The sequence below is a fragment of the Stenotrophomonas beteli genome (genome assembly GCF_001431665.1).
GTDB lineage: Bacteria > Pseudomonadota > Gammaproteobacteria > Xanthomonadales > Xanthomonadaceae > Stenotrophomonas > Stenotrophomonas beteli.
Map to the genome: position 1 here is coordinate 1 of NZ_LLXV01000099.1, position 12,219 is coordinate 12,219.

The 12,219-nt window shown below is 66.3% G+C and carries 10 protein-coding genes; 4 read left to right on the plus strand and 6 right to left on the minus strand.

The genetic code is table 11. The features are described from left to right. Positions 1-163: 163 nt before the first annotated feature. From ARC23_RS19795 to ARC23_RS19810, 4 genes are all read right to left on the minus strand, one after another. Complete coding sequence (locus ARC23_RS19795) at positions 164-1,882, minus strand: thiamine pyrophosphate-dependent enzyme (protein WP_057498779.1); 1,719 nt, start codon at positions 1,880-1,882, stop codon at positions 164-166. Between the two features lie 108 nt (positions 1,883-1,990). Then, positions 1,991-2,842, minus strand: a complete 852-nt coding sequence (locus ARC23_RS19800) for an SH3 domain-containing protein (protein ID WP_057498827.1) — start codon at positions 2,840-2,842, stop codon at positions 1,991-1,993. A 248-nt stretch (positions 2,843-3,090) separates the two neighbouring features. Further along, positions 3,091-3,948 (minus strand): SH3 domain-containing protein, encoded by an 858-nt coding sequence (locus ARC23_RS19805; protein ID WP_057498828.1) that lies wholly within the window; start codon positions 3,946-3,948, stop codon positions 3,091-3,093. A gap of 36 nt (positions 3,949-3,984) precedes the next feature. Next, the gene (locus ARC23_RS19810) at positions 3,985-4,467 is read right to left on the minus strand and encodes a DUF3574 domain-containing protein (protein WP_057498780.1); all 483 of its coding nucleotides are present in this window, start codon (positions 4,465-4,467) and stop codon (positions 3,985-3,987) included. Between the two features lie 215 nt (positions 4,468-4,682). Between ARC23_RS19810 and ARC23_RS19815 the strand changes: the two genes are divergently transcribed. The 4 genes from ARC23_RS19815 (at position 4,683) to otsA (ending at position 11,159) form a co-directional block, all read left to right on the plus strand. After that, positions 4,683-7,118, plus strand: a complete 2,436-nt coding sequence (locus tag ARC23_RS19815; protein WP_057498781.1) for a TonB-dependent receptor plug domain-containing protein — start codon at positions 4,683-4,685, stop codon at positions 7,116-7,118. A 98-nt stretch (positions 7,119-7,216) separates the two neighbouring features. Then, positions 7,217-7,975 carry a trehalose-phosphatase gene (gene otsB / locus ARC23_RS19820; RefSeq protein ID WP_057498782.1) on the plus strand — a complete coding sequence of 253 codons (759 nt, stop codon included), beginning with the start codon at positions 7,217-7,219 and terminating at the stop codon, positions 7,973-7,975. Between the two features lie 41 nt (positions 7,976-8,016). Then, positions 8,017-9,798 (plus strand): glycoside hydrolase family 15 protein, encoded by a 1,782-nt coding sequence (locus ARC23_RS19825; RefSeq protein ID WP_057498829.1) that lies wholly within the window; start codon positions 8,017-8,019, stop codon positions 9,796-9,798. Then, a complete protein-coding gene (otsA, locus tag ARC23_RS19830) occupies positions 9,795-11,159 on the plus strand; it encodes an alpha,alpha-trehalose-phosphate synthase (UDP-forming) (protein WP_057498783.1) in 1,365 nt (454 codons plus the stop codon). The genes ARC23_RS19825 and otsA overlap by 4 nt, the downstream gene beginning before the upstream one ends. Positions 11,160-11,283: 124 nt before the next feature. On the opposite strand, the gene ARC23_RS19835 is transcribed toward otsA, so the two are convergent. Both ARC23_RS19835 and ARC23_RS19840 read right to left on the minus strand, forming a co-directional pair. After that, on the minus strand, positions 11,284-11,721 hold the full coding sequence (locus ARC23_RS19835; RefSeq protein WP_057498784.1) for a thiol-disulfide oxidoreductase DCC family protein: 438 nt from the start codon (positions 11,719-11,721) through the stop codon (positions 11,284-11,286). Continuing rightward, positions 11,696-12,202 carry a DUF4166 domain-containing protein gene (locus tag ARC23_RS19840; RefSeq protein ID WP_057498785.1) on the minus strand — a complete coding sequence of 169 codons (507 nt, stop codon included), beginning with the start codon at positions 12,200-12,202 and terminating at the stop codon, positions 11,696-11,698. The genes ARC23_RS19835 and ARC23_RS19840 overlap by 26 nt, the downstream gene beginning before the upstream one ends. Positions 12,203-12,219 lie beyond the last annotated feature (17 nt).

Below are 12,219 nucleotides of genomic sequence, written 5' to 3' on the forward strand. Positions count from 1 at the left end.
GTCCGCGGCATGGATGCCGCGGCCAAGCCCCCAGGGACGGGTTTACGGCGCCCCCCGCAACCGGCCCCACCCCGCCTATCCACGGCAAACCTGCTTTTGACCTTGCTTCGGCGGTTGCCGTGGTTTCAGCGGGTGCAGGGCGCAGCCCTGCATCGACTCCCCCCTACTTCTTCAGGAAGTTGTCCACCAGCAGGTGCTTCACGTCGTCGAAGCGGCCGTTCAACACGGCCTTGGCGGCGTACAACGCCGTACCGGCCACCTGCTTGGCCTCGATCTGCGGCGGCATCACCAGTTCGGCGCGGCTGGTGTGCACGTCCAGCAACGCCGGGCCGCGCTGGGCCAGGAAATCCTGCACCGCCTCCTCCAGATCCTCGCTGCGGGTCACGGTGCGGCCGTGGAAACCGATCACCTCGGCCAAGCGCCCGAAGTCCGGGTTCTTCAGGTCGGTGTAGTTGTCCAGCAGGCCTTCCACCTTCTGTTCCAGCTCGACGAAGTTGAGCGAACCGTTGTTGAACACCACCACCTTGATCGGCAGGTTCTCCTGCACCGCGGTCAACAGGTCGCCCAGCAGCATCGCCAGGCCACCATCACCGGACAGCGAAACCACCTGCCGGCCCGGGAACGCCTTCTGCAGGCCCAGCGCCTGCGGCATCGCGTTGGCCATCGTGCCGTGCAGCAGGCTGGTCAGCGTGCGGCGGCGGCCGTTGACGCGGATGTGGCGCAGTACCCACACCATCGGCGAGCCACCGTCGGCGGTGAACAGCGCATCGTCTGCGGCATGCTTCGACAGCAGCGCGGTCAGGTGCTGCGGGTGGATCAGTTCGCCCTCGCCGGGTTGTTCTTCCTGCTCGCGCTTCTTCAGCGCCTTGTCGCGACGCTCGATGCATTCATCCAGGAAACTACTGTCCTCGCGCGGGGGCAGCATCGGCAGCAGTGCATCCAGTGTCGGCGCGATATCGCCCACCACGCCCAGGTTCACCGGGTGGCGGCGGCCGAGGTGGCTGCCGTCGCGGTCGACCTGGATGATCGTCGCCTTGTCCGGGTAGAACTGGCCCCAGGCAAAGTCGGCACCGAGCAGCAGCAGTGTGTCGCACGCCATCAGCGTGTGGAAGCCGGATTCGATGCCGAAGATGCCGGTCATGCCCATGTTGTACGGGTTGTCCGGCTCCACGAAATCCTTCGCGCGCGAGGTGTGCGCGACCGGTGCCTGCAGGCGCCGGGCCAGTTCCAGCAGTTGCGCATGCGCGCCCTGGCAACCGGCGCCGGCATAGATGCCAATGCGCTTGCCCTGCCCCAGCAGCTCGGCGATGCGCTGCAGTTCGGCGTCGGAAGGGCGCAGCACTGGCTGGGTGTAGTGCACCGAGAACGGCACATCGTGCTTCACCTCAGCCTGGCTGATATCGGCCGGCAGGATCACCACCGCCACGCCGCGGCGGCTGATCGCCGCCTGGCAGGCCAGGGCCACGACGCGTCGGGCCTGCTCCGGGCTGTGCACCTGCTCGCAGAACACCGTGCAGCTGCCATAGACCGCCTTGAAATCCACTTCCTGCGGGAATTCCATGCCCAGCTCGCTGGTCACCACCTGGCTGGCGATCAGCACCATCGGCGCACGGTTGCGATTGCTTTCGAAGATGCCGTTGATGAAGTGCAGGCCACCGGGACCACAGGAGCCCGCACAGGCGGTCAACTCGCCGCTCACCAGCGAATCGGCGCCAGCGGCGAAGGCGGCCACTTCTTCGTGGCGTACATGCACCCAGTCGATTTCACTGCGGTGCAGGGCATCGGTGACGTGATTCAAGGTATCGCCAACGATGCCGTAACAGCGGCGGACGCCCGCCTGCTGCAGGGTATCGACAACGATCTCGGCAACGCGCTTGCTCATCGGATACATCCTCGAGGGGAGAACATCCGAGGCTAGACCCGAAGAAGTGATGCCTCCGTGGGCAAGGCGCACATCACCTCGATAGGCAAACTACCGGCGGAGATCGAGTCAATCGTTGACGTTGATCCAGCCCTCCACCGCGCCCTGCTTCGGGTTGCGGTAGCGCAGCTTCACCCAACCATCCTGTTCATCCAGCATCTCCACGCGGTCTCCCTGCACCAGGTAACGCCTGGTGCTGGATGCGCCGGGTCGATCGAACAGGAACAGCCGCGCGGGTACCACGGTGGCTGTCAACGCAACCAGCGGGCTATCGTTTTCGGGCACTGCCAACCCGTCATTGATGGCTCGCTCTTCGATCTCCGCGGTCGCCGAGTAGCTGGTCCAAACGGCCAATGGGCCATCAAACCGCGTCGCCTCCAGATTCAGCACTTCTCCGTCCAACCTGGGCAACGTAAGCATGCGCTCAGAACGATAAAGGTACAGAACGCCGTTGAATGGGCGGTAGACATCAACACGCCAGACGGCACTTCGGCAGCTACTGCGGAGCACCTGATTCTCAGAATCCAATTCGATCCGACCGAACTCCCCACAACTTCGCCTTGCTTTCCGCAGGACTGGCAGTGTTATGAACCTGCCAAGAAACCGATCGAACTTGTAGACAAGTGTTGAAAAATTGACCATTCCAACGGGCATCTGCACTACCAGATCAAGCTGACCATCAAAGTCCACATCCAACGCCATCAGCTTCGTTTCAGATTCCAGCGACCCCGATGGAGCTGGCGGCAGCTGCTGTGTCGCGCCTGAGGGGAGTTGGACCTGGATGCCCCCGTCAGGTTGATGGACGACAGTTACCGGTGTTGCTGGTGCTACTTCGAACATAAGCTGCGCTTGTTCCACGACTGGCATCGACCAGGCCCTCCCCGGCAGAAGGAGCCCAAGCTGGAGAAGAATCAGCGACATCAGCGCCGCAACCATGTGCGGGCCGTCTCTCTCAAGCAGTCGCGGCTCGAAGCCGATCCCCATTGTCATTGGAATGCCCGTGCAGAAACTGGCTTTTCAGCCACCACCACGATCATGTGCCGGAGCACCCGGCAGCTCCATGCAAGAAATCCGAAATTGCTTCCAGCGTCGAGGGGACCAGTCCTGCAAGCAAGAAACACACCAGGCAGCAGTGGCCCGGCTATCCAGGGCCTGTCAGTTCAGTTCAATCAATCGTTGACGTTGATCCAGCCCTCCACCGCGCCCTGCTTCGGGTTGCGGTAGCGCAGCTTCACCCAGCCGTCCTGTTCATCCAGCAGTTCCACGCGGTCGCCCTGCACCAGGTAACGCTTGGTGCTGGACGCACCGGGGCGGTCGAACAGGAACAGCCGCGCAGGTACCACGGCGGCCTGCCGGCCACGCAACGGTCCATCCGGCGGTGCGCCCAGGCCATCGGCAATCGCGCTCTCCAGCACACGGCCAGCGGCATCATAGGTGCGCCAGACCGCCAGCGGGCCTTGCTCGTCGCTCGGCTCCCACTGCAGCGCGGCATTGAGCGTATCGCCCAGCATCAGCACGCTCTCGGCGCGGTACAAATAGAGCTTCGCGCCTGCAAACCGGTACTGGTCGGTGTACCACATCGGGCCGCTGCGGCAGCTGCTGGTCAGGGTGCGGCTCGGACGGTCGACCGTCAGCCCCATCAGGTCACCGCAGCTGTGCTTGCCATGGGTGTCGGCCTGCAGCGCGCGGAACCCGGTACTGGCCGGATCGAAGCGGTACACCGCCACCGCTTCGTTGACCATGCCCACCGAAGCACGTGCGACCAGTTCCGGGTAGCCATCGAAATCGACATCTTCGAGCGACCAGCGCGAATTGCCGTCGGCATCCGCCGCGCCCTCCAGCGTCTGCCGCTTGCCCGACGGCGACAGCTGCACCGCGATGCTTCCGCCCTGCTGGGGATCGGCGTGCGCCTGCACATGAGCGGCCACCTGGAAGCGCAGCGTTCCGCCCTCCCCGCCGCTCGCCTGCGCCGACGGTGCCAGCACGCCTGCCAATACCAGGCCCAGCACGCATTCCCTGTAGTTCATCATCGCTCCCTGCGGCACCGTGGCGGCGCCTTCAATTCAGAACGATACCTCGACCGGCTGCCGCGACCACAGCACCGATTGATGCTGGGTCTGCTGCTTCCACGCCAGGCGGATGGCTTCGATATCGGCACGGCGCTGCGGGGTGTCCTCGTGCAGCACCACCAGCACCTTGGTGCGCAGGCGGTTGGGCGCGGCATCACCGCGGAACAGCCACTGGCCATAGGCATCGAACACGGTCAGGCCATCCGGGAAGCGCGGGGTCACTTCCTTGTCCAGGAAGGTACGCCACTGCGCGTCGCTGATGGTGCCGGCCTGCGGGCGGTTGCCGGCGCCCTGCTCCTCGCCCACGCCGAAATACAGCTCGCTGCGCACCCAGCCGTGCCCGGACGACGGGCGTGCGGCATCGCCCTTCAGTTCGGCGGTGGTGGCCGTGGCATAGGCGCTGGGCGCCTGTGAAGAGAGGCTGGCGCAGCCGCTGGTGGCCAGCAGCACGGCGAAGACGAGGCCAAGGTGTTTCATCGGTACAGCTCCGGGGAAGGGGGGACAAGGCGAGCCGGCAGCGTACAGCGCCACCGGCCCGGCGTGCTGATGCCAGCAGGGCATCAACTCATGCCGGACCGGCAGGGGCTTGCATCGGCACCGGCCATCACGCGAAGATAATATATCGCTTCATCCGGATGGATGTAAGTGAAACTATCTCCCCCTTCCCTGTCGTCGTTGTTGCTGGAGCCTCCATGTCCGCCCGCCTGCCCGCGTCGCCGCTCGGCCTCGCCATCGCCCTCGCGCTTTCCTCCGCCGCCGTCCCGGCCCTGGCCCAGGACGCCACCAACCTGGATACGGTGATCGTCACCGGCACCCGGGCCGCCGACCGCACCGTGCTCGAATCCACCTCGCCGGTAGACGTACTCACCGCCGAGGACATCCGCAAGGCCGGCGTGGTCAACGGTGAACTGGGTAGCGCGCTGCAGGCGCTGCTGCCCTCGTTCAACTTCCCGCGCCAGTCCAACTCCGGTGGCGCCGACCACGTGCGCGCGGCACAGCTGCGCGGCCTGTCGCCGGACCAGGTGCTGGTGCTGGTCAATGGCAAGCGCCGCCACCACACCGCGCTGGTCAACACCGACAGCAAGATCGGCAAGGGCACCACCCCGGTCGACTTCAATTCGATCCCGGTCAGCGCGATCAAGCGCATCGAAGTGCTGCGCGACGGCGCCGGCGCGCTGTACGGCTCCGACGCGGTGGCCGGTGTGATCAACGTGATCCTCGACAACGGCGGCGACGGCGGTGAGATCGAGGCCAGCTATGGTGCCAACCACACCGACCTCAAGCCGATCGGGCGCACCCTCACCGATGGCCAGACCGGCAACTTCAGCGCCAAGGTCGGCACAGCGCTGGGCGAAGACGGTGGCTTCCTGCGCGTCGGCCTGGAATACAAGCACCGCAACGGCACCAACCGCGCCGGCTTCGACCAGATTCCGCCGTGGGACCAGACGCCGGGCAACCTGGCGCTGCAGGGCAAGCGCAACTATGTGCTGGGTGATGGCCAGAGCAAGGACATCAACCTGTGGCTGAACACCGAGATTCCGGTCGGCCAGACGTCGACGTTCTACGCGTTCGGTACGTTCAACCAGCGCGATACCGAAGGCGCGAACTACTTCCGCTACCCCGATGGCGATGCCAACTGGAAGCAGGTCTATCCGAACGGTTACCGGCCTGTTTCCGAAGGCGAGAACCGCGACGTGCAGGCCGTGGCCGGCGTGCGTGGCCAGTGGGGCGAATGGAGCTACGACGGCAGCGTCGATTACGGCCAGAACGACTTCACCTACCGCCTGCGCGATTCGCTCAACGCCTCGCTGGGCCCGACCAGCCCGACCCGCTTCAAGACCGCCGATTACGAATACGCGCAGACCGTGGGAAACCTCGACCTGAGCCGCGTGTTCCCCCAGAGCGACAGCATCAGCCACACCCTGGGCCTGGGCGTGGAGGCACGCCATGAGCGCTACCAGACCCGTCCCGGCGACCCGGCCAGCTATGCGGCAGGTCCGTTTACCGATCGCCCCACCGGTTCGCAGGCCGGTGGCGGCCTGACCCCGCAGGATGCGGCCACCCTGTCGCGCGATGTGGCCAGCGCCTATGCCAGCCTGTCCAGCCAGTTCGGCGAAAAGTTCTCCACCGATCTGGCCGCGCGCTACGAGCACAACGACGATTTCGGCGGTGAACTGACCGGCAAGCTCGGCCTGCGCTACGAGTTCACCCCGGCATTCGCGCTGCGCGGCGCCATCTCCAACAACTTCCGCGCACCGTCACTGGCGCAGATCGGCTACGAATCCACCTCCACCGGCTACAACGCCGGCGGCCAGCTGGTTCAGGGCCGCCTGCTGTCGGTCAACAATCCGATCGCGCGTGGCCTGGGCGCGCAGGACCTGAAGCCGGAAAAATCCCTGAACACGTCGCTGGGCTTCACCAGTCGCATCGGCGAACACTTCGACCTGTCGCTGGACTTCTTCCAGATCGACATCGACGACCGCATCGCACTGTCGGAGAGCATCACCGGCGATGCGCTGACCGACTACGTGGCCGCCAACTACGGCGTCACCGGCCTGCAGAGCGCCAGCTTCTTCGTCAACGCGGCCGACACCCGCACCCGCGGTGCCGAACTGGTGAGCAACTGGCGCCAGTCACTCGGCGATGGCCAGCTGCTGCTGACCGGCACCTACGCCTACACCAAGACCACGCTGAAGAACGTGCTGGCCACCCCGGCGCAGCTGCGCGCGCTGAATCCGGACTACGTGCTGTTCGGCATCGAAGAGACCAACACCCTCACCGATGCCACCCCACGCACGCGTGGCAGCTTCTCGGCCGCCTGGAGCAACGACCGCTGGTCGCTGAGCACGCGCGTGAACCGCTATGGCAGCGCCACCCGCGTGTTCAACTTCGGTGACGGCTACATCCCGCGCCAGACCTACCAGGCCGAGTGGCAGCTGGATGCAGAGGTGGAGTACCGCATCACCCCGCAGTGGAGCGTGGCCATCGGCGGGCAGAACCTGACCGACAACTACCCGGATCGATCCAACAGCGATATCCACTACTTCGGCAACCTGCCGTACGACGTACTGTCGCCGATCGGCAGCAACGGTGCCTATTATTACGGCCGCGTCCGCTTTACGTTCTGATTCGCGCGTCCGGTAGTGCCGGCCGCTGGCCGGCACTACCCTGATCCGCAGCCTGCCCTCGACCTGCCCTACACGCCCAGGCTGGCAAGCTGGGCGTCATGGCTGAACCGCTCCCCCTGCGTCCGCCACCGCCATTGCTTGACGACGCCTGTGCGTTGTTCCTCGATGTCGACGGCACCCTGATCGAATTCGCTGCACGCCCGGATGCCGTGCAGCTGCTGCCCGATGTGCGTGAGGCCATCGGCCGCATCAGCGACCGCCTGGAAGGTGCCGTGGCGCTGGTCAGTGGCCGACCGCTTGAACAGCTGGACCAGCTGTTCGCTCCGCTCCAGCTGCCTGCCGCCGGCCTGCATGGGCATGAGCTGCGCGGCCACGATGGTCGCGTGCTGCGCGACGAACACGACGACGACACCGCCGAATGGCTGCACGCGCTGCACCAGCAGGCCATGCGCTTCGCGCACGGCCATCCCGGCGTGCTGGTGGAGGACAAGGGCGTCGGCCTGGCCCTGCACTGGCGCGGCGCACCGCACGCGGCCAGCGATGTACGCACCTTTGCCGACCGCCACGTGCGCGGTCGGCCCGGTTACCGCCTGCAACCGGGCGACCACGTGGTCGAGTTCGTTCCGGTGGGCAGCGACAAAGGGCGCGCCGTGCGCCGGATGATGCAGTACCTGCCCTTCCGCGGCCGTCTTCCGGTGTTCCTCGGCGATGACCTCACCGATGAATTCGGCTTCGACGCCGCCAACGTCCAGCACGGCTGGAGCGTGCTGGTGGGTGAACGTGAACCCAGCGCGGCGGTGTTTGCGCTGCCCGACATACGCAGCGTGCACGCCTGGCTGCGTGAGAATGCCTATTGACCCGGCCAATCCCCACGGCCGCAACCGAGATGTACCGCGTGATGACCCAACCCGATCTTGATCTGGGCGTGGTCGGCAACGGCAGCTTCGGCGCCCTGGTCGACAAACATGCCCGTGTTGTCTGGAGCTGCCTGCCCACCTTCGACGGCGACCCGACGTTCTGTGCCCTGCTCGGCCCCAACCAGCAGAGCGGTGGCGACTTCGCCATCGAGCTGGAGGACTTCGCCGACAGCGAACAGGAATACCTCACCAATACCGCGATCCTGCGCACGGTGCTGCGCGACCAGCATGGCGGTGCGCTGGAGATCCTCGACTTCGCCCCGCGCTGGCGGCAGAACGACCGCTTCTACCGGCCGGTCAGCCTGATCCGCCAGGTGCGCCCACTGGCCGGCAGCCCACGCATCACAGTGCGCGCGCGCCCGCTGGCCGACTGGGGCGCGCGCGTGCCCGAGTCCACCTGGGGCAGCAATCACGTACGCTGGATCCTGCCCGGGCACGTGCTGCGATTGACCACCGACGTGCCGGTGCGCATGGTGCGCGACGGCCTGCCGTTCGTGCTCAACCATCCCATCCACCTGATCCTGGGCGTGGATGAATCACTCAACCGGTCGATCAGCGGCTATGTGCAGGAGGCCTTCCAGCGCACCCGCGACTACTGGCGCGAATGGGTGCGCTACCTGTCCATCCCGCTGGAATGGCAGGACGCGGTGATCCGCAGCGCGATCACCCTGAAGCTGTGCCAGTACGAAGACAGCGGCGCGATCATCGCGGCGATGACCACCTCCATTCCCGAAGCGCCCGGCAGCGTGCGCAACTGGGATTACCGCTACTGCTGGCTGCGCGATGCGGCGTTCGTGGTGCGCGCACTGAACCGCCTCGGCGCAACGCGCACGATGGAACAGTTCCTCGGCTACATCTTCAACCTGGCCACCACCGACGGCACCTTGCAGCCGCTGTACGGCATCGGCTTCGAAGCCAAGCTGGACGAAGATGAGGTACCCAGCCTGTCCGGCTACCGCGGCATGGGCCCGGTGCGCCGTGGCAACCTGGCCTGGGTGCAGCGCCAGCACGATGTCTACGGCAGCGTGGTGCTGGCCTCCACGCAGCTGTTCTTCGACCGGCGCCTGCAGGACCCGGGTGATGCACACACCTTCGCGCGCCTGGAACCCTTGGGCGAACAGGCCTTCGCCCTGCATGATGTACCCGATGCGGGCCTGTGGGAGTTCCGAGGCCGCACCGAAGTGCACACCTACACCAGCGCGATGTGCTGGGCCGCCTGCGACCGCCTGTGCAAGATCGCCGTGCGCCTGAAGCGCGATGACCGCGCACACTACTGGCGTGAGCGCGCCGACACCATCCACGCGCGCATCATGGCCGAATCCTGGAATGAAGAACTGGGCCACTTCACCGATACCTTCGGCGGCCATCGCCTGGACGCTTCGCTGCTGCTGCTGGCCGACATCGGCTTCATCGACGCGATGGACGCCCGCTTCATCGCCACCGTCGATGCGATCGGCCGCGACCTCAAGCATGGCAATTCGCTGTACCGCTATGTCGCGCCGGATGATTTCGGCGAACCGGAAACCAGCTTCACCATCTGCACGTTCTGGTACATCGATGCGCTGGCGGCGATCGGGCGCATGGACGAGGCACGCGAAATGTTCGAGCTGCTGCTGAAGCAGCGCAACCACCTGGGCCTGCTGTCGGAGGATCTGGCCTTCGACACCGGCGAGGCCTGGGGCAACTTCCCGCAGACCTATTCGCACGTCGGCCTGATCACCGCCGCCATGCGCCTGTCGCGGTCCTGGCAGGAGGCATCGTGAGTCGTCTGGTCGTGGTCTCAAATCGCGTGGCCGTACCCGGCGAGAACCGCGCCGGCGGCCTGGCGGTCGGCCTGCTGGCCGCCCTGAAGGAACGCGGCGGCCTATGGTTCGGCTGGAGCGGCAAGACGGTAAAGGACGGCAGCGGCACGCTGCACCGGCAGAAGGACGGTGACATCGACTACGTCACCATGGACCTGAGCAAGCGCGAGGTGGACGGCTACTACAACGGCTTTGCCAATCGCACGTTGTGGCCGCTGCTGCACTTCCGCCTGGATCTGGTCGACTACGACCGTGGTACCCGCGAGACCTACCACAAGGTCAATGCGCTGTTCGCCGACAAGCTCGCGCCATTGCTGCGCGAGGATGACATCGTCTGGATCCACGACTATCACCTGATCCCGCTCGGTGCCCTGCTGCGCGAGCGCGGCATCGGCTGCCGCATCGGCTTCTTCCTGCATATCCCGATGCCCTCGGCCGACCTGCTGCAGGCGATGCCCGATCACCTGCGGTTGTTCTCCGCGCTGTACGCCTACGACCTGGTCGGCTTCCAGACCCAGCGCGATGCTGATCGCTTCCAGACCTACCTGCGCCTGTTCGGCGGCGGTCGCGTGCTCGACAACGGTGAGCTGGAAGCACCGGGCGGGCGCCGTTTCCGCGCTGCGGCCTTCCCGATCGGCATCGACACCGAGCTGATCGCGCGCCAGGCCGGCACCGCCGCGACCAAGACCGCAGTGAAGAACCTGCGCAACAGCCTGCGTGATCGCCAGCTGGCGATCGGCGTCGACCGCCTCGATTATTCCAAGGGCCTGCCCGAACGCTTCCTCGGCTTCGAGCGCTACCTGCAGCGCCACCCGGACCAGCGCGGCTCGCTGACCTACCTGCAGATCGCGCCGGTCTCGCGCGGCGATGTCACCGAGTACCGGCAACTGCGCAGCCAGCTGGAGCAGATCGCCGGCCACATCAATGGTGGCCATGCCGAGCCCGATTGGACGCCGCTGCGCTACGTCAACCAGAACTTCACCCATGCCACCCTGACCGGCTTCTACCGGGCGGCGGCGGTGGGGCTGGTCACGCCGTTGCGCGATGGCATGAACCTGGTGGCCAAGGAATACGTGGCCTCGCAGGACCCGGAAGATCCCGGCGTGCTGGTGCTGTCACTGCTGGCCGGCGCCGCCGACGAACTCAAGCAGGCGCTGCTGGTGAACCCGCACGACCTGGATGGCGTTGCCGACGCCATCGCCACGGCGGCAACGATGTCGCTGAGCAGGCGCAAGGAACGCTGGCACGCGATGATGGAACACCTGCGCACCTACGACATCAACCACTGGCGCCGCAGCTACCTCGACGCGCTGGAGGGTTGAAACACGCGTTCCTGTAGAGCCGAGCCATGCTCGGCTGCGTTTTGTAGAGTCGAGCCATGCCCGGCTGCTGTTGGCAGGAGAAAAAGCAAGCCGAGCATGGCTCGACTCTACAGAAGACAGGCGATCAATCCAGGAACCGCGCGGCCTGCTCCGGTGCAGGCAGGTAACAGGCATCGTGCCGCCCGAACCAACGGTAACGGTTGCGCGCCAGCGCGCGATACGCGGCATCGCGCCAGCCGCGCGGTACTGCCCGCAGCACGCCGGTCAGGTGCCAGGCGCCGCCCAGCCCCGCCAGAACACGCAGGATCGCATCGGTATCGGTCCAGGCGCCCTGCGCGTCCAGCAACAGGAACGACGCCGGGTCCTGCGGGTCCAGCCCGTATGCGCGCAGCAGCGCACTGCCCCGCTCGCCCTGCATCGCGGCAAAGCGGTAGCGCCCCCTGCGGTCGAAACGCAGCAGGAAACGCACCCAGCGGTTGCACAGCGCACACACGCCATCGAACACGATCACCGGGTTGCCCGCCCCGGCGGTGGCCTCACTGCGGTTCGAGCCAGCCTTCATAGCGGATCAGGGCTCCCACCCAGGGCAGCGTCACATCGACCAGGAAAGTGTAACGCTCACCCTGCCAGGCTTCGCGGCAACGCAGGCCACCAAACCAGTGCCTCGGCAGCGGAAGCAGCGCGAACGCCCAGACCCGGCGTACCGACCAGTCGATGCCACCGTCGCGGGCTTGCAGCCCGAACTCGAAGCGCACCGCGCCCAGCTGTTCGCGCAGATGCCCTTCATGGGCCCACAGCCGCGAAATCATCGGCCAGCGACCGAAGCGCCGCGCCCATTGCTCGCCCTGCCGGTAGTGGCTGAACGCCACTTCGGTGGGCAAAGCGGCGCCGTCCTGCGGCAGCCGCGCCAACGCGGCCAGCAGCGGCACCAGCCAGTGCTGCCCCCTCACGATGCGCGCCTGCCCCACGTAGCGGCAGGGCAACGGCGCGGCATGCAGCGCCTGCACCGGCGCCGCCAGGGTGGCGAAGGCCGGCCCCAGCACGCGCGCGAACAGTGGCG